Here is a 26,412-nt window from a genome sequence, read left to right on the forward strand (position 1 = left end):
ATGACGAACAAGGATGTTTTAAAGTGCTCAAGTAAAACGGTGAATACAGTCCATCGTCAATGGATGATCTTGAAATATCTCTCAAGGACTGCAGAACGTAAGACAACCGAAGAGCTTCGCGATTATTTGACGTCTGAGGGAGTAAACCAGACGCAGCGCACCATTCAACGTGATCTTGCATTGTTGGCAGATATTTTCCCTCTGCAATGCGATAGAGACGGTCATCAGGTGCGCTGGTATTGGCAACGTGATAGTCGTGCTGAGCTGATGACTGGGCTCTCATTTTCAGACAGTATTTCACTGCTGTTGGTGCAAAGCTCGCTGACGTCGTTGCTACCTAAGTTGTTATTTAAGGGACTAGAGTCGCAATTTACACTAGCAGCAAGTACGCTATCGAAATCAAAAACATTGGCTAATTGGTCGCAAAAGTTTGCCAGTATTGAGCCAGACCTTTCCTGCTCGCCGCCTGCTATTGATGAAAAGGTGTTGGAACGAGTACAAAATGCAGTGTTACGCGAACAGCAGCTTGAAGTGAGTTATCAACCCATTCACCAGTCTGGGCCTAAATCTTACCAACTAGCTCCTTTAGCATTAGTGCTGCGAGGCCAAGTGCTGTATCTACTCGCAACAGTTGGGAAGCATACAGATGTGCGCCGGTTTGCCATGCATCGTATGCTGGCAGCTGAGCTTTATGGCGGAGCGAACCCCAAACGAGATTTTAACCTGCAAGCCTATCTCGATACTGGTGGCATGCAATTCACCAGTGAAGGTTCTGCGGGTTTAATAACCTTTAAAGCCAAAGTGAAGGCGCAGCAAGCCGATCACCTTGAAGAACAACCGTTAAGCGACGATATGCAGCTTAGCAAAATCGATGATGAATGGTGTTTGTTAACCGCCACTGTTATTGATAGCTGGCAACTGCGCTAGTGGATTATGTCGCACGCTGCCAATGTTGAGATGCTTGAGCCTAAGTCATTAAGAGAGGGAATTAAGCGTCAGCTGTCAGAAGCCTTGGCTCACTATTCTAGCTAGTGTGTAATAAAGGAAGTTGTTATGAAACAAATAAGGATACTTGACCGTCTTGAGCTTAGCTTTCAAGGTGTGAAAACAACAGATAATGAGGAAGTCGCACTAAGACAAGGGGATATGGACGGAGCCTGCGGACCATACAGCGTATTGATGGGGTTGATTTATCAAGGTGCTGTAACTCGTGACGAAGTAACTAGTTTAGCTCGATTAGATGGGCGAACTCGAATTGGTAAGTTCATGAATTGTTTATATGAATTTAACGCGATGGTTCGAGATGGTACTGATGAGGATGATTTGGTTCGTTTAGGCAACTATTTCAAGAGCTCTCCCTATTCACAGATTAATATTGAGCCACTTAAAGCAAAAAGTACCAAGGAACTAGCGCATAGAACTGCCGATGCTATTGATGATGATAAACCTGTACTCATTTGGATCGACTGGCAGGGAGGTGGTGCGCATTGGGCTCTTGTCGTTGGTTACGAGTTCGTTGACAGTGATGACTCGGGGTCAATTATCACAAAGCTGTTGTTATTAGACCCAAGCGAGGAAACTCCAAGATTGTCACATTGGAATGGTGTGATCCATGTGACTAACGAATCAGGCAAGGTTATCAATTCCGGGCAATTCCCTAGTGACCATTGGGCTGCAAATGGCGAAGTCACATCCTGCAAAATACGTTTGGGATTAGAAATGACTAAAGAGTTATTTTAGTAAGCAGAAATTTAAGCTCTCCAGTTTATTTCAAGGAAAGGAAATTAAGTTACATGAGTATTAGTAATCAAGAGCGTCAACAATTTTTAGAGCAATTTATTCACGAATGGCCCGTTGAACGTTTAGAGTCATTGAGCCTCGAAGAGTATACCTCCGTAGATGATCAAAACACATTTGCGTATTGGATTGAGTTCGGTGTTGGTCGTTATTTAGGCTCGATCAAAGGTGGTGATGCTTCTAAATTTGGCATTTATAAACGTAAATCTGAGCCGAAAGGGATTCGAGAATTTATTGATTCTGACGATGTATATTCATGGAAGCGAAAGTATGGTTCATCGGCAGAACAGGCATTTTCTAACATCAAATCGAAAATACTGTTGGTTATTCAAGCTGCTAAGCACGCAGAACTCGAAAAAATTGAGTTACTGGATTTTGAGCAAGTTCTAAAATGGAAATTGGCGTTTATTTATCAAGATCATAATGCTCCTTTAGTTCTACCTATTTATAAGCTGAAAAAATTTAATGTGTTACTTGATGAAAGACCGTTAACTCACTCAACTGCTTACACTAAGTTGTTACAGTCACGAGGGAACAAAACACCGTTGGAATACGGTATGGAGCTATGGCGAAAGGCTGATGAACTGGAAGGAAAGATAAGTAGTGAGCAGTTTGATAATGGCGATGATTATCTCGATAGTGCTCCCATCGCTCCGTTAAACCAAATCCTCTTTGGCCCTCCAGGAACAGGCAAAACCTATTCTACCATTGAGTCCGCTGTCGCCATTGCTGAACCTGAATTTAATTGGAGTTCTAGGACAGAGTTGAAGGATAAATACAATCAACTGGTTAAAGAGAAGCGTATTCGTTTTGTCACATTTCACCAGAGCTATGGTTACGAGGATTTTGTTGAAGGGTTAAGTGCGCTGAGTGACGAAGAGAATCCAGATGTCATTCGTTACTTTGTGAAGAAAGGCATCTTTAGAGAAATCTGTGAAGATGCCCAAGCAAGTCGTTATACCATCAATAATGAAATTAATAAATCTGGCCAGGTTTGGAAGCTTTCAATTGAAAGTGCGCAAAAAAATAGTACCAAAGATTACTGCTTAGCCAACGGGATAGGGGCCATTGGCTGGGGAAATACGGGTGATCTTACTGGAGGTGAGGAAAATTCTTACCATCAATCGTTAGGGAAAAATGCGAAAAACTCCCTCTATTATTTCAGCCAACAGATGCAGGTTGGTGACCTAGTACTGTGTATTGATAGCAAGACGTCCGTTGGCGCTGTTGGTGTCGTGACGGGGGACTATCAATATGTTGAATCGGCTGTACCTACTCGTTCAGATTTTAGACATCAGAGAAATATAACTTGGTTAGCAACAGATATATCTGTCGAGTTTAAGGAGCTAAACGGCAATACCAGTTTTAACCTCTCCACTTGTTATCCACTCTCACGGCTCAGTGTTGCTGATGTCTTGGAGCACCTGAATTCATATGGTGTTGCACTAAAACAGACACAATTACAGCAACAAACTCAAAATTACGTGCTGATTATCGACGAAATTAACCGTGGCAACATTTCCAAGATTTTTGGTGAATTGATAACCTTGATAGAACCATCTAAGCGTAGCGGCCACAATCAAACTGAAGCACTACAGGTAACCTTACAATGCTCGCAAATGCCATTTTCAGTTCCTGATAACCTCTACCTTATTGGTACCATGAATACTGCAGATCGCTCGTTAGCATTGATGGATACCGCATTACGTCGCCGCTTTGATTTTAAAGAACTGATGCCACAACCATCTAAAATTGCAGGGCATCCCCTCATTAATGGTATTGATCTATCGCGTCTTCTCACCACGATAAATGAACGTATTAGTGTCCTATACGATCGTGAGCACACGCTGGGTCATGCATTTTTCTTCCCCGCTTTTGAGGCCGCGAAAGATGAAGATCAAGACAGAGCTTTCGAACTACTTATTTCTGCATTCAAAAATAAAATTATTCCGTTACTGCAAGAATACTTTTTTGACGATTGGCAAAAGATTCGTTTAGTTCTTGGTGATAATCAAAAGGTGAATCAAGATTTAGCGTTCGTCATAACTAAGTCAGTTGAACTAGACAAGTTGTTTGGTTATGACACTGATTTTGATTTAGATACGAGTACAAGTTATCAGCTTCAAAGTGAAGGGAATTGTTGGAGACAGCCGGCTGCCTATATTGCTATTTACGAACCACAAAACGCAGGGACTCTTTGATGGTTAGTGATGGCAAACTAATTAGTGTCTTTGAGTTTGATTTTTTGTGTGTTGAGTTACCCAGCAATGGACAGGAACGTTTTCGCCAAATTTCGATACAAGCGTTTGAGTACATAAAACAGTTATGTTTATCAAAAGAGGCTGCGCAAGCAGCCTTTAAGCTGCGAATTCAACATCAGCGAGAAGTACTCCAGGCGCAAAATTTCGCGGGTGTTGTCATTACTCCTGATGGTACTCAAATCGAAATTTTACCCAAAATTGGTAAGCAAACAGAGTGTTATACGTCAGAACAGGGGCGTATGACCTTGCTATGGATGTTAAAACGTCTTAAAGGATTTCGACATCTACAAACCAACCAAGCTAATATCAAAACGCAGAAAATGCCCCTTATGGAGCTTTTTATAAGCCAATTTTTGACCGCCGTTAGTGTTTTGGTAAAACGTGGTTTACGAAGTGATTATCGAGGACGTCAAGACAACTTATTATTTCTAAAAGGAAAATTAAGTGTCACTCGTCAACTTCGCTATAACCTAGTTAACCGCCAACGATTTGCGGTAGATTTTGATGAGTTCTCTGTCGATAGGGCTGAAAACCGATTAATCCACAGTGCGCTAACGATAGTCGCTAAGTATTCTCGGCTAGCCAGTCACCAGCGACTAATTAAGGAGCTTCGTTTTTCTTTTGATGCTGTTCCACCTAGCCGCGACTATGTTAACGATTTTGAAAATGTTCGCTCAGATCGCAGTATGCACACTTATGAAGTGCCATTAGCCTGGGCGAAAATCATTATCGATGGACTATCGCCGCAGTCAATGCTGGGAACACAGCAAGCCTTTTCGTTGCTCTTTCCCATGGAAGCAGTGTTTGAAGCTTATGTCGCAGCTGAGCTTAAACGCCAATTGCTCCCCACCTGCAAAATGACTGCGCAAGCTCGCTCTCACTGGTTAGTTACTCATGATTCAGCAAATTGGTTTCGTTTAAAGCCAGACATCGTCATTGATACTACTGAAGCTTGTTTTGTTCTAGATACTAAGTGGAAGATTCTCGATCAGAAAGAGAATAACGTTTCTGCTAAATATGGTGTTTCGACGGCAGATCTCTATCAAATGTTCGCCTATGGGCATACTTACTTAAATGGCAGTGGAGATATGTATTTGATTTACCCAATGCAATTTGGATTCAGCAAAGCCGTGCAGTTACCACTTCTTTACCATTCATCAAGCTCAAATGGAGAGACTTTAAGATTATGGCTTGTTCCATTCGAAATTAATGAAAAACTGGGCAAGCTGCATCTACCAAGAATACATCAACAGGTGGCAACAGCATTCATAGCAAACAGTAGCTTTGATAATATACGATGAAGCTAATGGCTGCAGGTGTGCATAATCGAACTTCTTGAGATAAAATGGTGAAGGCTTACACTAGCCTTCACCTCATCAAGTTAATTAAGTTTATTTGTCAGATTTTGCTAGATAGCAAAGACGAAAGCCTGTTTTCATGCCTTTAAAGCGCATAGTTGAGGTCGTCAGAGGCTTTGTTTCCTAAATCGACTCAGCAAACAAAGCCCCTCATAATTGTTCAAATATCAAACTACATAGTGAGTTTCTGGCATACCTAGCCCTGTGAGCTTGTTCAACGCCCTTATCATCGCGTAAGTTTCTCCTACCTGACCGTTATAATTTCGCAAGCTTAATCTGCCACCTAGTAGTTGCTTCACCCTGTACATGGCCGTTTCTGAGATTGACCGACGATGATACCCATAGCGCTTCTTCCACTGTTTATTTGAACCATGAAGTTGTTGCCAACTGACAGCTAAGTTACGTGGATGTCCTGGTTCCCAGAGGGCGGCACCTTCCCTCGGTGGAATGAGTACTAAAGCGCATTTTCTACGGACGGCATCGTGAAAGGCTCTCGTGTCGTAAGCACCATCACCTGAGATATTACGGATTTTTCGATGGGGTTGTTTGAGCAAACTCGGCATGACTTCAGCGTCGGTCACATTTGATAAGCTGAGTTCTGCACCAATGATCTCGTGAGTATGTGTATCAACGGCAATGTGTAGCTTACGCCACACTCGGCGTTTGAATCGCCACTATTTCACTAGACAATTTTGAGCCTCATTAAAATACTGACGTTCATACTCTAACGGTGATAAGCCATGATTGGAACTATGCTGCTGTTTAGGGTTATAAAACATCTCGATATAATTAAAAATATCACTTTTAGTCGCTTCTCTTGTCGAATAGATTTTCCGCTTGAACCGCTCACGCTTTAACAGCTGAAAGAAACTCTCAGCCACTGCATTATTATGGCAATAACCACGTCGACTCATGCAGCCTTCTAATCCATGCGCGGTCAGAAATTCACTCCAGTCATGATTAGATATTGGCTTCCCTAGTCTGAATGGACTAACACTTTACCTGTAGGCTTACGGCGCCACACCGCCATTAAAAGCGCGTCTAATGCCAGTTCTTTGGTTATTCTGCTGCCCATCGACCACCCGATAATCCGACGAGAAAATAAGCCCATCACTGCACCGAGATATAACCAACCTTCATGAGTTTTGATGTAGGTAATATCCGTTACCCAAGCCAAATTGGGAGCCGATGGATTAAATTGTCGCTCTAAACGATTTGGCGTCACTACATGCTGTTCACCGCCCCGAGCACGCGGTTTCCGATATCCATAAACTCCACCAGATTCGAGCCAACTCTGCTTAAGCTGCCCAGTAAGCCGTTCATTATCCTTCTGCCGCTTTGATTTAGGGCTTAGTCTCCATGCGTAATACCCGCTCGGATGAACATCAAACAGCTGACAAAGTTGTCGCACTGAATGGCTGTGGTGATGCTCTTGAATAAAGGTGTATCTTACTCGGGGTGGCTTGCGAAGTACGCCGCGGCTTTTTTTAACAAGTCACGTTCTTCAGTGACACGTTTGAGCTCTTTCTGTAGCCGTCGAATCTCAGCGGACTCTTCAGACTTTTGCAAATGTTCTTCTGAATCGGGGCCGTAGCGTTTAATCCAGGCATAAAGACTGTGGGTGGTTGTTCCTAACCGCTGAGCAACATCAGCAACAGAATGGCCAGCAACGGTAACTTGCTTAACGGCTTCGATTTTAAATTCTTCGGGATAACGTTTATGGTTCATAGACACCTCTTTTGGGTTAGTTTATCTAACTAAAAGGTGTCTAGAAAATCGGCGGCGATTCAGTATCTTACTGGTTCCCATTGTTGCTTCTGGGCAAAATCTGTGTTTTCCTGTCCGCTTATGTCCGCTTATGTCCGCTTATGTCCGCTTATGTCCGCTTATGTCCGCTTATGTCCGCTTATGTCCGCTTATGTCCGCTTATGTCCGCTTATGTCCGCTTATGTCCGCATTAAAGCCCATCATTTCAGATATACGACTTGCCATTCTTTGCGAGTCTTTAGGTATCCACTTGCCATAGTGCTTCTTGACCATAGTGGTGTGATTGTGACCAAGTTGGCGCGCTACCCACTGAAGCTGAACGTAGTTTTAAAGTGACAGACTAGCGAATGTATCATCAGTATTTCATCTTTCCGATTAAGTAGTTTTATCTCTCACTCGCCAATCTTAACAAGGTAATGACCTAGCTCGTAATACCTCTCTAAAAATCACCGTCACCGATCAGATTATTAATGCAAGGTAAGATTGTAAAAAGTATTTATCACCAGTAAGTTAGTTGCACAGGATCTAGATATTTAGATTAAGTGTGGATTGCAAAAGAGCGTCACAGATAAAGGAGTTATGATGAGAAAGTTTAAATTAGCGGCATTTTTGAGTTTGATTATGATGCTAGGAGGTTGCGCTTCCTATACTACGCCTGGCGGCAGTGTGGCTATTGGTAGTTTGGCGGAGTCGGATATTAATGCGCTGATGTCAGTACAAGCGGCGGCAACATTTCCCGCGCATATTGCTGTGGCACGTATTCAAGCGCCGGGATATGCATCCTATCGTTTAAGCAGTTTTGGCACAGGCCGTTACAGTGTCGTTACTACCCGTGAAGTTGAAACCGAAGCCGATTTTGTTCAGCTAGCCAAAATGCCGCAGGTGGCAGGGATTGCACCGTTAAACCGTATTTTATTGCCCGAGCAGTTAGACTCCATTAAATCACTGCGGGAGGCCGCAGCAAGGCTCAAGGCAGATATCTTACTGATTTATACTTTCGATACCTCTTTCCATGCAGGTGAGCAGCAATTTGCGCCATTAAATGTGATTTCTCTAGGGCTGTTAAAAAATAAAGAAGTCAGTGTGACGACAACCGTATCGGCGGCTCTGTTTGATGTTCGCACCGAATATTTGTATGGATTAGCGGAGTCGACGGCTAAGGGGAGTCGACATGCGTCGGTATGGAGCACTTCTGATGCAGTCGATTATTTACGCCGAGAGACTGAAAAACAGGCGTTTTCGCAGCTTATTCCTGAAATTGAAAAAACATGGTCGGGGGTGATTGCCCAATATGCGAGTTTGTCAATGAAGGCGACGAACTAAACGTTGTACTCGTTTACCAATAAACAAATGCCGCGCTTAATCGTTTAGGTTTGAACGGTTAAGCGCGGCATGACAGTGTTAAACACTTTAAGTGGATTACAAGCTTGAGTGGATTAACACTCTACAATGTTCACTGCGAGGCCGCCTTTGGCGGTTTCTTTGTATTTGCTGCGCATATCTTTACCTGTATCCATCATGGTTTTAATCACTTTATCCAGTGACACCTTGTGGTTACCGTCACCGCGCAGCGCCATGCGTGATGCGTTAATCGCCTTGATTGCACCCATCGCATTACGTTCAATACAAGGGACTTGTACTAGGCCGCCTACGGGGTCACAGGTCAGGCCTAAGTTATGCTCCATACCGATTTCAGCCGCATTTTCAACATGTTCCACTGTGCCGCCCATGATCTCGGTTAATGCGCCAGCCGCCATTGAGCAGGCTACGCCAACTTCGCCCTGACAGCCGACTTCTGCGCCCGAAATCGAAGCGTTTTTCTTGTAAAGAATACCAATCGCAGCGGCGGTTAACAGGTAACGGGCGCAAACGTCGATATCGACTTCTTGCACGAAGGTATCGTAGTAACAAAGCACGGCAGGAATAATGCCCGCAGCGCCGTTTGTTGGCGCGGTGACCACGCGATCGCCTGCAGCGTTTTGCTCGTTGACCGAGAGGGCGAATAAATCGACCCAATCCATTGCGGTTAACGGATCGACGTTGTTACGGCCTTCGGCTTTGAGACGACGGTAGAGTGCTGGTGCGCGGCGACGCAGTTTTAAGCCGCCAGGCAGAATACCTTCCTTCTGATAACCTCGTTCGATACAGGTTTTCATGGTTTGCCAGATATTCCACAGCTTGGCTTTGACTTCTTCTTCGCTGGCGAGGCTAAGCTCGTTGGCCATCATCAGGGAAGAAATACTCAGGCCATGCTCAGTACATAAATCCAGTAATTGGGCGCTGCTATTAAAATCGTAAGGTGCTGATTCAATTTGTGATGCTGGAGAGGCATTGCGTTGATGGATTTCATCTTCGTCTAAGATGAATCCGCCACCGACAGAGTAGTAAGTGCGCTCAAAAATACATTCGCCTTTGCTGTAGGCATACAGTGTCATGGCGTTGGCATGGGCGGGAAGGGTTTTACGTCTGTGGTAGGTAATGCCGTCTTCACGGGTAAACTTGACTACTTTGCCGCAGCTGAGGGTGAGAGTCTCATTTTTAGACACGTGCTCAAGAATGCCATCGATGCTGTCGGTGTCGACGGTTTCAGGATCTTCACCCATTAAGCCTAAAATAACAGCTTTACCCGTGCCGTGGCCTTTACCTGTTTGACCTAGTGAGCCAAAGAGTTCGGCTCTTAATTCATCCACTTGGGCAATCTGGCCCGCATCAGCAAGGTGCTGCATAAAAATTTTGCCCGCCTTCATTGGGCCAACAGTGTGTGAACTCGAAGGGCCAATGCCGATCTTGAACATATCGAATACGCTAATCATGATTGAAGTCCTGTTGTGTCTCGATTTTTATTTTAGTCTGTGCGTGGAAGATCTTTGCAGTTACCGCGCCAATACGCTGGTTTTTATGTCGTAAACTCTGGCAAACTGCACCCATCAACCACACAAAATGTGCTTGTGTGATACGTTTAAGGTCAGTATCCCACAGTTTAGTATCAAGATTCACATTAGTTTTTTTGATTAGAAAGACTTCGGATAAGCTGAGCTTAATTAGCTTGTGGTGAATGTCGAATTAATCGGCAAGATAATCGCTTTGTGGCAAAGCGTGACGGCGAATGGCTCGCTTTTCGGGGATTTTTGTGAACCCAATGGCCAGTATCGCTATGGTTATTTTTTGAGTATGAATAAGAATTTTTAGGGAGAAATATGAGTTATCTAATGTTGGATCTGCTGTCTTTAGACGTTAGCGAAGCAGAAGCCGAGATGTTGCGCCATCCGCAGGTGGGTGGTTTGATCCTGTTTTCCCGCAATTTTGCCAGCCGTGAGCAATTAATCACCTTAGTGCATCAGATCCGCCAAATTCGTCCCGAGATTTTGATTGCCGTCGACCATGAGGGCGGGCGAGTACAGCGTTTCCGTGATGGATTTACCTTGATTCCGGCCATGGGGGATATTTTGCCGGCGGCTAAGGGCGATATGCTTCTCGCTAAACGTTGGGCCTGTGAATTAGGCTTTTTAATGGCCATCGAATTACTCGCCTGTGACATCGACTTAAGCTTTGCGCCTGTGCTCGATCTTAACGGTATCAGTCAAGTCATTGGCAAACGTAGTTTTAGCGCAAAGCCCGGTGAAGTGATTGCCTTAGCCCAGAGTTTTATTGAGGGCATGGCCGAGGCGGGCATGGGCGCTGTGGGTAAACATTTCCCGGGGCATGGCAGTGTTGCAGCGGACTCCCATATCGCGCAACCTATCGATGAACGTGAAGCTGAAGCGATTTTTAATCAAGATATTTTGCCGTTTAAAGAGTTGATTGCTAAAGGTAAATTATCGGGCATTATGCCAGCCCATGTGATTTACTCTAAAGTTGACCCTAATCCTGCGGGCTTTTCAACTTATTGGTTAAAGCAGATCCTACGCCAAGAGCTGGGCTTTAACGGGGTGATTTTCTCCGACGATCTGGGTATGAAGGGCGCTTCCTTTGCGGGGGATTATTTAGGCCGCGCCCAAGCTGCATTGGATGCGGGTTGTGATATGATTTTGGTGTGTAACGATAATCCGGGTGTGATGTCACTGTTAAATGGCTTTGTGTGGCCCGCCGCGGCGCCACAACATCCGGCGAGTTTACTCAAACCCAATGCGGCGCAAACTGCTATCGCATTGGAAAACAGTGCCCGTTGGGAAAATGCTAAGCAGCTGGCTGAGCAAATCCAGCTCGCACAACAGGTAAAAGTTTGATGTAGCGCAAGGTTCTGCAATGAATATTTGCTAGGGTTAGTGGCATGCGCCGTGTTTGGCAGATTGTTAAAAGGTCTCAATATGATTTTTTATCTTCATGGATTCGATGCAACTAGCCCTGGTAATCACGAAAAAATGCGTCAGTTGCAGTTTATTGACCCAGATGTGCGGCTTATCAGCTACAGCACTTTGCATCCCAAGCATGATATGCAGCATTTATTGAAAGAAGTCGCCAAGCAAATGCAGTATTGCGACGATCCCGCACCGTTAATGGTCGGGGTCGGCTTAGGGGCGTATTGGGCTGAGCGAATTGGTTTTTTAAACGGATTAAAGTCAGTGTTAATCAATCCCAATCTTCATCCCGAAGAGACGATGCAAGGGAAAATTGACCGCCCGGAAGAGTATGCCGATATCGCCAATAAGTGTGTCTCTGAATTCAGGTTGAAGAATACCCACAGAGCCATGTGTATTTTGTCTCGTGTGGATGAAGTGCTCGACAGTGAGGCTACTGCCGAGGCGCTTAAGCCTTATTACACCATCGAATGGGATGAGACGCAGGCCCATAAATTCCCGCAGTTAGCCGCCCATTTACCTAAGATAAAAGCCTTTAAGTTGAGTTAAATCGTTATTCGCTTATCTTTTCGTTAAAGAGGCTTATCGCGGAATATTCTGGCGATAAGCGCTTTGTCTCTGTTCATGTTTTCCCCTTCAAGAAGCATCCTATTTTCAAGCTGTTGGTGTTTGGTTACCTTGTATGAGTGAAGCCAGACTCAGATGAAGTTATGCTGTTATTTAGAATGCTCAACGGTATATGTGTCTGGTTTAGCTGGTTATTTCAGCAAAAAGCATTAAATAGACTCTATTTGTATGGCTTTATCTATCATTTTGTTGAAATTAATCATGAATTGTGTAAAGTAGCCCCTCTTAATAGTTTGTTACAAAATGCTACAAACTTTTATGCCAATTTGTCCATTCATGGATAACCTTTTGCGTATGTCGCCCGACACAGCTAACAGCGGTCTCGTTAGCTGTTTTTTTATACTTGCTTTTTTACTCTTAAATCCATTACTTAGCAAAACTCTCCCTTATCGCAGCTGAAAACTCGGCTATGCTTAGGCTGGAATCGTTTTTACGTGAGCGACGCAAAGACGCATGATAATAGCCGCATGATAACAACCGCATGCTAATAACAAGGCTTACCTTATAGGGGAGGCGCAATGAAACGGGTGCTTATTCAATTAACGGGAAAAGTGCAGGGCGTGGGCTGCAGACATGCGACCCTAACAAAGGCTCGCACGCTTGGTGTCACAGGTTATGTGACTAACTGCGCCGATGGCAGTGTTGAAATTCTTGCCCAGGGCAGTGATCCTGCAGTGGATAGTCTTATCGCCTGGTGTGAGGTTGGAGTACCTTGTACCGATGGACTGAGGGTGACGGTGAATGAAGACCAAGGTGATGATATTTATTTGGATTTCTCGATAGTGCGCTAATTTTATTTTTATACTTTCGGCGTCGCCTGAATGGCTGTTCACCCCTTAGGCAATAAAAAACCTTAGGTAATAAAAAACCTTAGGCAATAAAAAAGCGGTATGCATTGCATGACCGCTTTTTATTCGATTAGGGCTAATAGGTTTTAAGCGTTAGGTTGCGCCATCTTACGGATTTGGATCACCATGCCCATTTCGGGATGATCGAGATAATGGATCTCATCACTTTTCACTCGACGATTTTGCTCCAACGGAATAGACATTAAATAAGGTGTCATCACTTTAGCTGGGGCTGCGGCGGTACTTGTTGCTGTGTTGATGCTCACTTCATCGGCCGCCACAGGCATTAATTTGCGGCCTTCTTTACGCAAATTGAGCGCGGTTTCGATATACAGATAATGGCTAAGATAAATATTGAGCGTGCCATCGAGTTGCCACACGGGAGAGGGCTGTAAAGGCGCAGATGTTTCAGCCATCATGCCAGTCGTGCCGTTAGCGCCTTGCATTGAGGTGGCCATGGCTTGCTGCACAATTTGACGACCATCGAAGTGATAACTGGCGGAATAATCTTTACCCGCAAACAGGCGAATGGGCACTGAGCCACTCTTGCCCATCATAGGTTGTTGCCATGTCATATGCAGTAAGCTGAGGTTACCACGCTCTCTCGATAGGCTATTGATGATGCTGGCAAATTGGCCTTGGCTGCTGGCGAGTAATACTGGGCCACTGCCTTGAGACGCGTAGGCTTGGCTACCACTGCCGATTTCCGATGGGATCACACTCGGATAGCGATAGCTGGTTACCGCATTTGAGCTTGCAGTGCTTGGGCCTGAAATGGCTAAAGTACCGCCGTTACTCATCTCGGGAGTGGCGTCCGTATTCGTACCTGTGCTGGTGTTTTCAGCGCAATGGCTATTAGCATCGGCGTCATACACTAAGGTGCAGGGGGTGGATTCATTGCTCATGGAGACCACAGCTTGACCCACAACCGGTGAAATCAGATCGATAGCGCGGTTGGTTTTGGTCTCAATTGGCGCCATCGGCCATTGTTCGGTCGACTGGCTTTGGCGTTCAAAAATATAGACTTCAACCTCGAACCAAGCTTCAGCACGGGCAAGTGAACTGTGTGAAAGTGCAATAAGTGTAGCGATAGAGACCGCGAGTTGACGTAACACTATTTATCTCCAAGACGATGTTGCGATAGTTGTTCGAGCAAGAGTTTGACCAAAGCGAGCCTATCTTTTGCCGTTTCGGCATTGAGGATGAACTTTAACTTATTCGGCCCATCCATTCGATAGATTTGTGGCTGACTTTGCAGTAATCCGATGATAAAGCCGGGATCAATCACATGATCATCACTAAATTCGATGCTGCCGCCCTTGGCATGTACCTCAATTTTAGTCGCCCCCAGCCGAGTTGCCTGATGTTTATACAGAGTCATTTCCATCAGGTTTTTGGTGGCATCCGGCAGCAGACCGAAGCGGTCGATAAGCTCAACTTTAAGTTCATCTAAGGCTTCTTCACTGTCACAACTGGCGATGCGCTTATAGAGTGACAGACGAATATTCACATCACCGACATAGTCTTCCGGCAATAGCGCTGGGATCCTCAGCTCCATATCACATTGCTGATTGAGCATTTGCGCTAGCGATGGCTCTTTACCCTGTTTGAGGGCCTTGACCGCCGCCTCTAGCATTTCCATGTAGAGGCTAAAGCCGATTTTAGAAATATGCCCGCTTTGTTCATCGCCTAAGAGTTCACCCGCGCCGCGGATTTCTAAGTCTTGGGTCGCGAGCATAAAGCCAGCGCCTAAATCTTCGAGGGCATCGATGGCTTCGAGACGTTTGCGAGCATCGCTGGTCATGCGTTTAGGATGCGGTGTCATCAAATACGCATAGGCTTGATGGTGAGAGCGTCCGACGCGGCCACGCAGCTGATGCAACTGAGCTAAGCCGAAGGTGTCGGCACGTTCGATAATAATCGTATTGGCACTCGGGACGTCGATACCGGTTTCGATAATAGTGGTACAGACTAACACGTTGAATCTTTGATGATAAAAGTCCGACATCACCCGCTCAAGATCTCGCTCACGCATTTGGCCATGGGCCACCACCACCCGCGCTTCGGGTAGCAGGGTACTAATATCTTGGGCGCATTTCTCAATGGTTTCGACATTGTTGTGCAAATAATACACTTGGCCACCACGGAGGATTTCACGCAGTATGGCCTCACGCACGGTGGCGGGATCGGATTCGCGCACAAAGGTCTTCACCGCCAAACGCTTAGCGGGAGGTGTGGCAATAATCGATAAGTCGCGCATCCCCGACATCGCCATATTTAAGGTGCGGGGAATAGGCGTGGCGGTGAGGGTTAAAATATCCACGTTGGCACGCAGCGCTTTTATTTTTTCCTTCTGACGGACGCCGAATCTGTGTTCTTCATCGATGATTAGCAGGCCTAAGTTTTCAAATTTTGCCTCGGATTGCAGCAGTTTATGGGTGCCAATCACAATATCGACTTTGCCTTCTTCGAGCAGTTTCAGCACTTGGGTCTGCTCTTTGGCGGTTCTAAAGCGTGACATCACCTCAATCACCACGGGCCAGTCGGCAAATCTGTCCTTAAAGTTTTCGTAGTGCTGCTGGGCGAGTAGTGTGGTAGGCACCAGCACAACCACTTGTTTACCCGCATTGACCGCCACAAAGGCGGCGCGCATCGCGACTTCGGTCTTACCGAAGCCCACATCACCGCAGACGAGGCGATCCATAGCTACGGGGGATTGCATATCGGCGAGCACGGCATGAATGGCGCTTTCTTGGTCGACGGTTTCTTCGAAGGGGAAACCCTGGGCGAATTGCGCATACTCTTCGTCGTTAATGTCGCAGCTTTCACCGGGACGTGCTTGGCGACGGGCGTAGACATCGAGCAACTCGGCGGCCACATCGCGGATTTTCTCAATCGCTTTGTTTTTTGCTTTGGCCCAAGTGTCGTTACCGAGTTTATTAAGGTGAGCCTCGCCATCGGCGCCGACACTGTAGCGGCTGATCATGTGCAGGTTAGACACTGGTACATAGAGTTTATCGCCGCCCGAGTATTCTAGCTGTAGGTATTCGGCTACTAATCCGCCAGTATCTAAGGTGACTAAGCCTTGATACAGCGCCACACCGTGCTCTAAGTGCACAATTGGTTGGCCGACTTTGAGCTCGGCTAAGTTTTTGATCAGAGTATCGTTGCTGATCTGGCGTTGTTTTTCACGGCGGCGCTGCTGGGAGATGCGATGACCAAAGAGCTCTGTTTCGCAGATGATGCTAACGGCGGTTTGCTTTCCTAGCCCGAGTAAACAACCACGGGAGAGGGGAGATACGATTAAGCCAAGTTTGGCATCACTTTGAATAAACTCATCAAAATGGCCGAATAGCGCCGGTTTTAACTGAATTTTACCTAAGAGCTCGAGCAAGGCTTCGCGGCGGCCTTCCGATTCGGCACTAAACAACATGCGCGGCGCATGTTCGGCATACTCTTGCAGCGCAATCAGCGGTTGTTTTAACTTGTGATTAGCGCTCACCTCGGGCAACACACTGGCATCAATTTGCACTGCGCCGGTGACGGCATCGGGTTGCGGCGCAGTAAACTGATAGCGAGGCAGCGGCTTAAAGGCGGCAAATAATTCTTCAATCAGTAAATACAGCTCTTTAGGTGCCAACAGCGGCCGCAATGGGTCGACCCGTCTGTCTTCATAGCGGGTTTCCACCTCTTGCAAATGTGCACGGGCGGACTTTTCGATATCGCCTAAGGTGACTAACTGAGTATCCTTCGGCAGGTAATCGAACAATGTCGCGACCTCATCGAAAAACAGGGGCAAATAGTTCTCAATGCCGGCGGGCATCAAATTGCGGCTCACCAATTGATAAACCGATTCTGGTTCTTTAACGATCACCTCAAAGCGGCGGCGATAACGCTGCCTAAAACCTTCAATGGCGCTACTGTCGGTAGGGAATTCCTTAGCAGGTAATAGGCGCACCGCGTCGACTGGCGTGGATGAGCGCTGGGTTTCAGGATCGAAATGGCGAATGGTCTCGACTTCATCATCGAACAGTTCGATACGCAGCGGCATATTCACGCCAGTGGGAAAGATATCGAGAATCGAGCCACGAATGGCAAACTCGCCATGTTCGTACACCTGTTCAACCAAGTGATAACCCGTGTCGGTTAACTGCTGGCGCACATCATGGAGCTGATATTTATCGCCTTTTTTAAGCACAAACACATTGGAGCTTAAATAGGATTTCGGCGGTAGGCGCATCATTAGCGTTGTCACCGGCACTATCACTACGCTGTGCTCAGCATGGGTGATTTGCGACAGGGTCTCTAAACGTTGGGAAATCAAATCCTGATGGGGCGAAAAACTGTCGTAGGGCAGGGTTTCACGGTCAGGGAACAGTCGCACCTTAATAGCGCTTTTAGCCAACAAGTAGTTGAGCTCTAACTCGATACTCAATGCCGTCGGCGTATCACTGGTCACAATCAGTGTTGTGCCCTTGTGTTGGCGAACTAGGCTGGCGAGGGTAACAGCTTGACCAACCCCGGCGAGACACGACAGGGTTTGCATTTGAGTTCCATTTTTGACAACGGGCGGTGTTAGGGCTGAAATTTGTGTCATTGGCGTGGGATAAACTGATTCATTCACAATAAGTTGCGTTCATTGTAGTGACTTGGGCGCTAGGGTGCCAGCAAAAACGCTAGCCTTTATTGACGCTCGTCACGGGCCTGTTTACGCAGTTTAAGTTGTTTTTGTTGCACATTGAGGCTCGCTTTGACCAGTTGCTCCACATCTGCATCCAGTATTTGACTAAACTCGAGGTCAACGAAATAGGGCAATGCGGCATTGGGGCTATGTACTTGCTGCCCATCGGATTGGCCTTCCTGCGAAACTAAGCAGGCCGTGACCTTGGCAAAACATAAAATGGCGACCAATTCTTCGTGGATAAATAAGGTCACCTTATATTGGCGGCCAAGGGGGAGGGCCTCATTGCTCATTAGGCGAATGCCGCTGCCACCGAACTGACAACCGCTAAATTTATCGCCCTCTTGCACTTCTTTTTCGAGCACATGCTGCAGGACTAAATCGACCTTGCGGGATTGGAGCTTGAGAAAGTCCACCACCACCTTGGCTTCGTTGTCTAAATGCCGCAGTTGCAGCAGGCAACTGGCCTCGAGTGCTTTGACTTCGCTCAGCAGCTGGATCCCTAGGGATTGCATTGATCTTAAAGCCATTTCACTGGGTAGTGGCTGGTTTTCGTCCCAGAGGCTTAAGTAAGCGGTGAAGGGATGAGGCACACTAAAATACGGATTGGTGTCAGTGAACAAGGCTTGCCTCTTTATTTATAGGACCTAAACCCCTATTATCGTGCCCATCTTTATGATTTAGCAAGTTCAGCACACAGGACGCAGCCCTCTTTCAATGGATCTTCGATTTCCTCTCTACGTTGGTTACCGTTATTGGCGGGCCAGAAAAACAAACGCCTTTGCTTCTTTTATTACCTTATTTGCCGTTTCGGGCATTTTTCTAGGGGTGGCGGCCTTGATAGTGGTCAGCTCGGTAATGAATGGCCTCGAAGGACAATTAAAGCAGCGCATTTTAGGCGCTGTACCTCAATTGACTGTGGTGACTGAGGCGCCCTTAAGCGATTGGACTATACCTGCGGACAAACTCAAAGCCTTACCGGGCGTGCAGGGCGTGACGCCTAGCGTGTCGACCCAAGCTATGGTGCAGTCGGCGGCGAATATCCGCGCCGTGCAAGTATTTGGGGTGTTTCCTGAGCTTGCCGAAAAACTCTCTATGGTTGCACAGCATACCTATTCGGGTGCATTTAACGAGCTAACAAGTGGCCAATATAAAGTCATTTTAGGCAGCGAGCTTGCCCGCCAATTAAAGGTCAGCCCGGGTGATACCGTGCGCCTGTTAAGTGGCGATGGCGTAGTGTATTCGCCGCTTGGTCCAGTCCCTAGCCAACGTAAGTTTTTAGTGTCCGCCGTGTTTGAGATGAGCTCACAGGTGGATGCAGGCGTCGCATACATTCATTACCAAGATGCCAAGCGTTTAATGCGCCAACCGAGCGATGAAATCAATCAGTTAAGGCTGTATCTGAGCGACCCATTTATGGCGCCCGCACTGGCTAAGGATGTAAAGCAGGTGCTTACCCAGCAGGGGATTGAGGCGACAACCAGTGATTGGCGCGACACCTATGGTCATCTGTTTAGTGCCGTGAAGATGGAAAAAAACATGATGTCGCTGATGCTGAGCCTGATCGTGGCCGTGGCGGCGTTTAATATAGTGTCAGCGTTGGTGATGATGGTGGTGGATAAAACCACCGACGTCGCGGTACTCAAAACCCAAGGCTTACGTACCTCGGCGGTGATGGGCATTTTTGTGGTACAAGGTTTATTGAATGCTGTCTTAGGTTTAGTGCTGGGGCTGGTGGTCGGCATTCTGCTCACCCTTAATTTAAATGGCATTATGGCGACCTTGGGGATTTCCATTTTAGGCACAGGACAAGTGCTGCCGGTTAAATTAGAACTGGGGCAATTGTCGATGATTATTGTCGGCACCTTAGTCGTGACCTTAGTGGCGACACTTTACCCCGCATTGCGAGCGGCGCGGGTGCAACCTGCCACGGCGCTGCGTTACGAATAACGGTCATATAAAGAATAAAAGCGTCGCTCCCATGATGAGAGACGTGTTTGGACATGGGTTTATCCATGTATTTAGAATCAATAGCGAGAATCTCAATGCAAGACGTGTTACTGCAAGTGCAGGCGGTGAGTAAGAGTTATCACGATGGCGATGTCACTACTCAGGTGCTGACTGAGGTGGATTTACAGGTATTTAAGGGCGAGCAACTGGCGATTGTCGGTACCTCTGGCTCGGGCAAGAGTACGCTGCTGCATATTATGGGCACTCTAGATAAACCTTCTGCTGGCAAAGTCTTGTTAGCGGGTGAGGATTTATATCAGGTGAGCAGTGCCCGTCAGGCGCAGATCCGCAACCAAGACTTAGGTTTTATTTATCAGTTCCATCACCTTTTGCCTGAATTTAGCGCACTGGAAAACGTGGCTATGCCAGCGTTTATCCAAGGCAGAGACCGCGCTCAGGCTCAGGCCGATGCCAAAGTGTTGCTCGAGAGAGTCGGGCTTGGGCACAGAATGAGCCATATTCCCGCCGAGCTTTCCGGTGGTGAGCGTCAACGGGTGGCAATTGCCCGGGCGCTGATCAACAAACCCAAACTCGTATTAGCCGATGAACCGACGGGAAATCTCGATGCCAAGAGTGGCGAGGCGGTGTATGAGCTGATCCGCGAATTAGCCAATCAACTCGGAACGGCGTTTGTGGTGGTGACTCACGATCCCAAATTGGCGGCGCGGATGGACAGACAACTCACCATGAAGAATGGTTATCTGCAAGCTGTGGCGGAACACGCCCAATGAAAGGACCATTAGCCCTCTCCATTGGTTGGCGTTTTTATCGTGCGCGCCAATCGAATAGTTTTATTAGCTTTATCTCCTTCGCATCGACTGCGGGCATTGCGCTCGGGGTTGCGGTGCTGATTGTGGTGCTTTCCGCCATGAATGGTTTCGAGCGCGAGTTAGAGCAGCGCTTGTTAGGCGTTATCTCCCAAGCCGATGTGGTTGGTGTGAATGAGCCGATTGCCGATTGGCGAGCGGTTGAACAAACCGCTATGCAGATTGAAGGCATTACGGCGGCGGCACCTTTTATTAGGATGCAAGGATTAGTACAAAAGCCCGGTGGTTTTCAGGGGCTTGCCGTTGTGGGAATCGATCCTGAGCAAGAGGCAAAAGTCTCGACCCTCTCGCAATTTATGTCGAAAGAGACTTGGCAAGGCTTGAGCGAGGATGACAATCACATCGTCCTCGGGGAGAGTCTGCTGAAAAAGTTAGGCCTCGAAGTCGGCGATACCCTCGCTTTGTATGTGCAAGATCTTGATCCTGAACATGCCGGCAGTTTACGGGCAGCCAAGAGCCATCGCTTTGTGGTGTCGGGTGTGTACCGTTTAGGCGGCGAGCTTGAGTTAACCACGGCGTATATTCCGATGCGCTATGCGGCGAATATCCTGAATTTACATCAAGGTGTGACTGGTGTTCGCATCAGTGTGGGACAGGTGTTTGATGCGCCAGCGAAAATTCGCGAGCTGGGTTATGCCTTAAACCAGTCTGTTTATATTAGTGATTGGACGCGTACCCAAGGGCATTTATACCAAGATATTCAATTGGTTCGCACTATCATGTATCTCGTGTTGGTATTAGTGATAGGTGTGGCCTGTTTTAATATTGTCTCAACGCTCGTGATGGCGGTGCGGGATAAAGCCAGTGAAATTGCCATTCTGATGACCATGGGCTTAAGCCGTCTCTCAGTGATGGGGATTTTTATGGTGCAAGGCGCGTTAAATGGCCTTGTGGGTTGTGCCCTTGGCGGTGTGATTGGGATTGCGACCGCGATTAATCTCAGTGGTATCGCCCGTGGCATTGAGCAGCTGCTCGGGATTCAACTCCTGTCGGCCGATGTGTATTTTGTGGATTTTCTGCCATCAGAGCTACATATGACGGATGCTGGTTTAGTGATAGCTACGGCGTTTGTGATGAGTCTTATCGCAACGTTGTATCCCGCGTGGAAGGCGAGCCAGATTGGCCCTGCGCAGGCATTGGCGGGTAGATAGAAAATCTTTAAGCCGACAAGTACGAATATCCAAAGCAGAAAAACGAAAGCAGAAAACAAAAAGGCCAGTGAATTCACTGGCCTTTTTAATATGCGTTACTGCCGCAAGGGTATGATTAACGCTTTAAACCTTCGTTCAGCAAAGGACGCATGGTTTTCACTAACTCTGTGGTCACTTTCGGTGAACCTGCAACGATGTTGCCAGAGATCAGGTAGTTATGACCACCAGTGAAGTCGGTGACTGTACCACCCGCTTCGCGACAGATTAAGTCGCCAGCAGCGATATCCCATGGCTTTAAACCGATTTCGAAGAAACCGTCTAAACGTCCAGCAGCCACATAGGCTAAGTCTAATGCGGCAGAACCTGCGCGGCGTAAGTCAGAACACTGACCGAACACTTCGCCAAAGATTGCCATGTAGCTTTCGGTGTGTTGACGGGCTTTGAATGGGAAACCTGTACCGATAATGGTTGGAGCCAATTCAGTCACATTGGTTACGCGGATACGGAAATCGTTTAATTTGGCGCCTTTACCACGGATAGCGGTAAATAATTCTTCACGAACAGGATCGTACACAACGGCAACTTCAGTTTTGCCTTTGTGTTGCAGTGCGATAGAAACTGCGAAGTGGGGAATGCCTCTAACGAAGTTATTAGTGCCATCCAGAGGATCGACTATCCAAATATAGTCTTTGTTTTCACCACGATTTTCGCCTTTTTCTTCACCCACGATAGTGTGATCAGGGTAAGATTTGCGAATTTGATAGGTAATAGCAGCTTCTGCTTCCTTATCTACACTGGTAACAAAATCGTTGATACCTTTAGCACTGACTTCAACTCGGTCAAGTTCAGTGTAGGCGCGCATAATAGTTTGGCCAGCCGCGCGGGCAGCGCGAACAGCAATCGTCAGCATCGGATGCATTGCAATCCCCTGGATGTTAAAGAACGTTAAAAATAGCGGGCGGCATTATACTCGATTTGAATGTTATATCAAATACCGATTTTCATATAAGCATTCACGCACGCCTGTGATAGTATTCGCTCCCTGTGTTTTGTGAATTAAATTAAGTCGTTTCATGCTAAGTAATATTCGTGTGATTTTAGTGGGGACATCGCACCCCGGCAATATTGGCTCGACCGCCAGAGCGATGAAGACCATGGGGTTATCAACCCTGTATCTTGCCGAACCAAGATGTGAAGTGGATGGTCAATCCATCGCCTTAGCCGCCGGTGCATCGGACATTTTAAAGCATCTGGTGAAAGTGGATTCCTTAGAGGAAGCCATCGCCGATTGCAGTTTAGTGATTGCCACCAGTGCCCGCAGTCGTACCTTAGATTGGCCAATGCTTGACCCCCGTGAAGCGGGGCAAAAGTTGGTCACTGAAGGCTTAACAGGGCCTGTCGCCATAGTCTTTGGCCGTGAAAATCATGGTTTGACCAATGAAGAATTACAGCAATGTACTTATCATGTGGCGATTCCTGCTAACCCTGAATACAGCTCATTGAATTTAGCACAAGCAGTGCAGATCATTTGTTATGAGACGCGTGTGGCACACTTAGCGCAAACAGCGGCGCCGCAAGTGGAGGAAGAATATCCGCTTTCTGCCGATCTCGAGCGTTTCTTTGTGCACTTAGAAAGCACCTTATCATCGACAGGGTTTATTATTAAAAACCACCCCGGCCAAGTGATGACTAAGCTACGTCGTCTGTTTAGCCGTGCACGTATCGAAAGCCAAGAGATGAATATTCTTCGAGGTATTTTAACCTCGATCGATAAAGTGGTGGGTAACAAACAAAAATAGCCAAAGTACATTTGGCATATAACGCTAATCGCGAAGGATTGAAGCATGGGTGTGATAGCTAGGCTAAAAGAAGACATTGAATCTATATATCACCGTGATCCCGCGGCGCGCAGCGCCTTTGAGATCTTGGTCAACTATCCTGGCATGCACGCCATTTGGCTGCACCGGATAAGCCATAAATTATGGAAGCGTGATTGGCGCTTAATGGCCCGTTGTTTATCGACTTTTTCGCGCTGGTTGACGGGAGTGGAGATCCACCCCGGTGCCACCATTGGCGATCGTTTCTTTATCGACCATGGTATGGGCGTGGTGATCGGTGAAACCGCCGAGATTGGCGATGACTGTACTTTGTATCACGGCGTGACATTGGGCGGCACCACCTGGCAAGCGGGTAAACGCCATCCCACACTGGGCAATAACGTGGTCGTGGGCGCAGGGGCTAAGATTTTAGGTCCTATCACTATGCATGATGGGGCGCGTGTCGGCTCTAACTCTGTGGTGGTGAAAGATGTGCCTAAGGATACGACTGTGGTCGGGATCCCTGGGCGCGTAGTGGCCACACCTTCGCCACAATCGAAAGAGAAGTCTGAGCGTCGTAGCGCCATGGCCAAGAAATATGGCTTCGATGCGTATGCAGTGTCTCCCGACAATCCGGATCCCGTCGCGAACGCTATCGGTCAAATGCTGGACCATATGCATTTGATGGATTCAAAAGTGCAGGAATTGTGTCAAGCCATTCAGCGCTTAGGTGGCGATGTCTGCACCGAAAGATTGCCAGAGCTGAATGTGGGTGAGTTTAACGACGCGGAAAAAGCCGCCGCCGATAAGCGCCAGAGTGCGCTCGATGAGTTTGACCCCAGCATCTAATTAAGGTGTTTTGCGCAGTGGCATGTTGATGTTAATCCACATGCTTCTGCCAACGATTATCGTGGTTCAATTCACTCTGTGGTTGCGCGGTTTTTAAACCGAGTGGACCTAGGTGGTTAGCATTCATTCTAAGAGAGTGCGTTAGATCCCGATATGGGGGCGATTAGGACGATTAATTGACCCTTTAGCATTGAATCTTAGGGCAGAAAAAGGTTAAATACCCCACCAAGATGAAAGGGTATTGGTTCACTGCGCGCTTATATACTTGAGTGTTTTACTAGGTTTTATACTTGACTGAAATACTCGGGTATGTTGAAATAACCCCATACCTGTTTGGGAGCTATGGTAGTTATGAAACTTACATCTAAAGGTCGTTATGCAGTAACCGCAATGCTCGATGTGGCCATCCACTCGGCTTCGGGACCGGTTCCCTTAGCGGATATCTCTGAAAGACAAGGGATTTCGCTTTCCTATCTGGAACAACTCTTCGCAAAGTTACGTAAGCATGGCCTAGTAGCCAGTGTCCGTGGTCCAGGTGGTGGTTATCGCTTAGGCCTCGAAGCTAATGATATTTCTGTTGGCATGGTTGTCCATGCCGTGGACGAGTCTGTCGACGCGACTCGTTGTCAAGGATTAGGCAATTGCCAGAGTGGAACTCGCTGCTTAACGCACTCGCTCTGGGGCGATTTAAGCAAACAAATTTCAGATTTTTTAGATGGTATCAGTCTTGCTGGCTTAATGCAGAAACGGGATGTGCAGTTTATCTCGCTTAAGCAAGACACTATGCAAAAGGAGCAAAGAGTCAGCTTATAGGCTTTTTGTTATACGATAAAAATTATTTTTGTACGTTGTATGTAGCCTCGGCAGAGACTGCTAAGTACGGAGTGTGTTATGAAGCTTCCTATCTATTTAGATTATGCCGCCACCACGCCAGTTGATCCGCGAGTCGCGGAAAAAATGTTCCAATACATGACGATGGATGGCATCTTCGGTAACCCAGCATCACGTTCTCACCGTTATGGCTGGCAAGCGGAAGAAGCGGTGGATGTGGCACGCAGCCAAGTGGCTGATCTGATCAATGCCGATCACCGTGAAATCGTGTTTACCTCAGGTGCAACCGAATCAAACAACCTGGCGATCAAAGGCGTAGCGCATTTCTACAATAAGAAAGGCAAGCACATCATCACCAGCAAGACTGAACATAAAGCGGTACTCGATACCTGCCGTCAGCTTGAGCGTGAAGGCTTTGAAGTCACTTACTTAGAGCCAGATGCCAACGGTATTATTCCGATGGAACGTTTAGAAGCGGCGATGCGCGACGACACCATTCTTGTCAGCATCATGCATGTGAATAACGAAATCGGTGTGATCCATGATGTGGATGCCATCGGTGAGTTATGCCGCTCAAAAGGCATTATCTTCCATATGGATGCGGCACAAAGCGCGGGTAAATTACCTATCGATATACAAACGACTAAGGTCGACCTGATCTCTATCTCTGGCCACAAAATGTATGGTCCAAAAGGGATTGGTGCGCTGTACGTGCGCCGTAAGCCACGCATTCGCTTAGAAGCCCAAATGCACGGCGGCGGCCATGAGCGTGGTATGCGCAGTGGCACACTGGCGACTCACCAAATCGTCGGTTTAGGTGAAGCGGCTTCTATCGCAAAAGCTGAAATGGCAACGGACAACGCCCGTATCGCCAAGCTACGTGACAAGTTATGGAATGGCATCAAGCACATCGAAGAGACGTATGTAAATGGCGACATGACTCACCGTGTGAGTGGCAGCCTGAACGTCAGCTTCAACTATGTTGAAGGTGAGTCGCTGATGATGGCATTAAAAGATTTAGCGGTTTCATCGGGTTCTGCCTGTACTTCAGCCAGTCTCGAGCCAAGCTACGTGTTACGTGCGCTCGGTTTAAATGATGAAATGGCGCATAGCTCAATTCGTTTCTCAATCGGTCGTTTTACCACCGAAGAAGAAATCGACCACGCTATCGAAACTATTACACAATCTATTGATAAACTAAGAGAAATGTCTCCATTGTGGGAGATGTTCAAAGATGGCATCGACCTGAATCAGGTGCAGTGGGCCCATCATTAATTCGACCGTTTACAA

Annotated in this window: 21 protein-coding genes and 2 pseudogenes; 16 read left to right on the forward strand and 7 right to left on the reverse strand. The window is 47.0% G+C overall.

Annotated elements, in window-relative coordinates:
- From M0415_RS03880 to M0415_RS03895, 5 genes are read left to right on the forward strand one after another with little or no spacing between them, the layout of a single operon-like run.
- Complete coding sequence (locus M0415_RS03880) at window positions 1-927, forward strand: helix-turn-helix transcriptional regulator (protein WP_249555514.1); 927 nt, start codon at window positions 1-3, stop codon at window positions 925-927.
- A gap of 6 nt (window positions 928-933) precedes the next feature.
- Entirely contained in the window at window positions 934-1,032 is a 99-nt protein-coding gene (locus tag M0415_RS21510; RefSeq protein WP_502957154.1) for a hypothetical protein, read from the forward strand.
- 21 nt (window positions 1,033-1,053) lie between these two features.
- Entirely contained in the window at window positions 1,054-1,740 is a 687-nt protein-coding gene (locus M0415_RS03885; protein ID WP_088211629.1) for a hypothetical protein, read from the forward strand.
- Between the two features lie 53 nt (window positions 1,741-1,793).
- On the forward strand, window positions 1,794-3,998 hold the full coding sequence (locus M0415_RS03890) for a DUF8426 domain-containing protein (RefSeq protein WP_249555512.1): 2,205 nt from the start codon (window positions 1,794-1,796) through the stop codon (window positions 3,996-3,998).
- A complete protein-coding gene (locus tag M0415_RS03895) occupies window positions 3,998-5,359 on the forward strand; it encodes an McrC family protein (RefSeq protein ID WP_088211631.1) in 1,362 nt (453 codons plus the stop codon). Before M0415_RS03890 ends, M0415_RS03895 begins: the two co-directional genes overlap by 1 nt.
- A 224-nt stretch (window positions 5,360-5,583) precedes the next feature.
- Here the strand turns inward: M0415_RS03895 and M0415_RS03900 are convergent.
- Both M0415_RS03900 and M0415_RS03905 read right to left on the reverse strand, forming a co-directional pair.
- Window positions 5,584-6,081, reverse strand: a pseudogene (locus tag M0415_RS03900) (IS5 family transposase); the annotation flags it as partial.
- A 9-nt stretch (window positions 6,082-6,090) separates the two neighbouring features.
- Window positions 6,091-7,144 (reverse strand): annotated as a pseudogene (locus tag M0415_RS03905) (IS3 family transposase).
- Between the two features lie 621 nt (window positions 7,145-7,765).
- On the opposite strand from M0415_RS03905, the gene M0415_RS03910 reads away from it, so the two are divergent.
- Window positions 7,766-8,506, forward strand: a complete 741-nt coding sequence (locus M0415_RS03910) for a hypothetical protein (RefSeq protein WP_249555510.1) — start codon at window positions 7,766-7,768, stop codon at window positions 8,504-8,506.
- A 113-nt stretch (window positions 8,507-8,619) separates the two neighbouring features.
- Here the strand turns inward: M0415_RS03910 and M0415_RS03915 are convergent, their stop codons facing one another.
- Window positions 8,620-9,996, reverse strand: a complete 1,377-nt coding sequence (locus M0415_RS03915) for an L-serine ammonia-lyase (RefSeq protein ID WP_249555508.1) — start codon at window positions 9,994-9,996, stop codon at window positions 8,620-8,622.
- Between the two features lie 384 nt (window positions 9,997-10,380).
- Between M0415_RS03915 and nagZ the strand changes: the two genes are divergently transcribed.
- The 3 genes from nagZ (at window position 10,381) to M0415_RS03930 (ending at window position 12,899) form a co-directional block, all read left to right on the forward strand.
- On the forward strand, window positions 10,381-11,409 hold the full coding sequence (nagZ, locus tag M0415_RS03920; RefSeq protein WP_249555506.1) for a beta-N-acetylhexosaminidase: 1,029 nt from the start codon (window positions 10,381-10,383) through the stop codon (window positions 11,407-11,409).
- 81 nt (window positions 11,410-11,490) lie between these two features.
- Window positions 11,491-12,030 (forward strand): alpha/beta hydrolase YcfP, encoded by a 540-nt coding sequence (ycfP, locus tag M0415_RS03925; RefSeq protein WP_109286191.1) that lies wholly within the window; start codon window positions 11,491-11,493, stop codon window positions 12,028-12,030.
- A 596-nt stretch (window positions 12,031-12,626) separates the two neighbouring features.
- Window positions 12,627-12,899 carry an acylphosphatase gene (locus M0415_RS03930; protein ID WP_011622502.1) on the forward strand — a complete coding sequence of 91 codons (273 nt, stop codon included), beginning with the start codon at window positions 12,627-12,629 and terminating at the stop codon, window positions 12,897-12,899.
- A 143-nt stretch (window positions 12,900-13,042) separates the two neighbouring features.
- On the opposite strand, the gene M0415_RS03935 is transcribed toward M0415_RS03930, so the two are convergent.
- The 3 genes from M0415_RS03935 to M0415_RS03945 form a co-directional block, all read right to left on the reverse strand.
- Window positions 13,043-14,071: a peptidoglycan binding protein CsiV gene (locus M0415_RS03935; RefSeq protein WP_249555504.1), complete on the reverse strand. Its 1,029-nt coding sequence runs from the start codon at window positions 14,069-14,071 to the stop codon at window positions 13,043-13,045.
- Window positions 14,071-17,553: a transcription-repair coupling factor gene (gene mfd, locus M0415_RS03940; protein WP_249556602.1), complete on the reverse strand. Its 3,483-nt coding sequence runs from the start codon at window positions 17,551-17,553 to the stop codon at window positions 14,071-14,073. Before mfd ends, M0415_RS03935 begins: the two co-directional genes overlap by 1 nt.
- Window positions 17,554-17,639: 86 nt before the next feature.
- Window positions 17,640-18,260: a hypothetical protein gene (locus tag M0415_RS03945; RefSeq protein ID WP_249555502.1), complete on the reverse strand. Its 621-nt coding sequence runs from the start codon at window positions 18,258-18,260 to the stop codon at window positions 17,640-17,642.
- A 94-nt stretch (window positions 18,261-18,354) separates the two neighbouring features.
- Between M0415_RS03945 and M0415_RS03950 the strand changes: the two genes are divergently transcribed.
- The 3 genes from M0415_RS03950 to lolE all read left to right on the forward strand — a co-directional run bounded on the left by M0415_RS03950 (window position 18,355) and on the right by lolE (window position 21,625).
- Window positions 18,355-19,587: a lipoprotein-releasing ABC transporter permease subunit gene (locus M0415_RS03950; RefSeq protein ID WP_249555500.1), complete on the forward strand. Its 1,233-nt coding sequence runs from the start codon at window positions 18,355-18,357 to the stop codon at window positions 19,585-19,587.
- Between the two features lie 95 nt (window positions 19,588-19,682).
- Window positions 19,683-20,378, forward strand: coding sequence for a lipoprotein-releasing ABC transporter ATP-binding protein LolD (gene lolD / locus M0415_RS03955; protein ID WP_249555498.1), 696 nt, complete (start codon window positions 19,683-19,685; stop codon window positions 20,376-20,378).
- Window positions 20,375-21,625 (forward strand): lipoprotein-releasing ABC transporter permease subunit LolE, encoded by a 1,251-nt coding sequence (gene lolE, locus M0415_RS03960; protein ID WP_249555497.1) that lies wholly within the window; start codon window positions 20,375-20,377, stop codon window positions 21,623-21,625. The genes lolD and lolE overlap by 4 nt, the downstream gene beginning before the upstream one ends.
- A gap of 115 nt (window positions 21,626-21,740) precedes the next feature.
- On the opposite strand, the gene suhB is transcribed toward lolE, so the two are convergent.
- Window positions 21,741-22,544: an inositol-1-monophosphatase gene (gene suhB, locus M0415_RS03965; protein WP_023265639.1), complete on the reverse strand. Its 804-nt coding sequence runs from the start codon at window positions 22,542-22,544 to the stop codon at window positions 21,741-21,743.
- A gap of 154 nt (window positions 22,545-22,698) precedes the next feature.
- Between suhB and trmJ the strand changes: the two genes are divergently transcribed.
- The 4 genes from trmJ (at window position 22,699) to M0415_RS03985 (ending at window position 26,397) form a co-directional block, all read left to right on the forward strand.
- Window positions 22,699-23,424 carry a tRNA (cytosine(32)/uridine(32)-2'-O)-methyltransferase TrmJ gene (trmJ, locus tag M0415_RS03970; protein ID WP_249555495.1) on the forward strand — a complete coding sequence of 242 codons (726 nt, stop codon included), beginning with the start codon at window positions 22,699-22,701 and terminating at the stop codon, window positions 23,422-23,424.
- Between the two features lie 45 nt (window positions 23,425-23,469).
- Entirely contained in the window at window positions 23,470-24,291 is an 822-nt protein-coding gene (gene cysE, locus M0415_RS03975) for a serine O-acetyltransferase (protein WP_011626050.1), read from the forward strand.
- 351 nt (window positions 24,292-24,642) lie between these two features.
- Window positions 24,643-25,104 (forward strand): Fe-S cluster assembly transcriptional regulator IscR, encoded by a 462-nt coding sequence (gene iscR / locus M0415_RS03980; RefSeq protein ID WP_006081858.1) that lies wholly within the window; start codon window positions 24,643-24,645, stop codon window positions 25,102-25,104.
- Between the two features lie 78 nt (window positions 25,105-25,182).
- Window positions 25,183-26,397, forward strand: coding sequence for an IscS subfamily cysteine desulfurase (locus M0415_RS03985; RefSeq protein WP_249555494.1), 1,215 nt, complete (start codon window positions 25,183-25,185; stop codon window positions 26,395-26,397).
- Window positions 26,398-26,412: the final 15 nt, after the last annotated feature.

Source organism: Shewanella sp. 10B, assembly GCF_023475885.1.
GTDB classification, from domain to species: domain Bacteria; phylum Pseudomonadota; class Gammaproteobacteria; order Enterobacterales; family Shewanellaceae; genus Shewanella; species Shewanella mangrovisoli.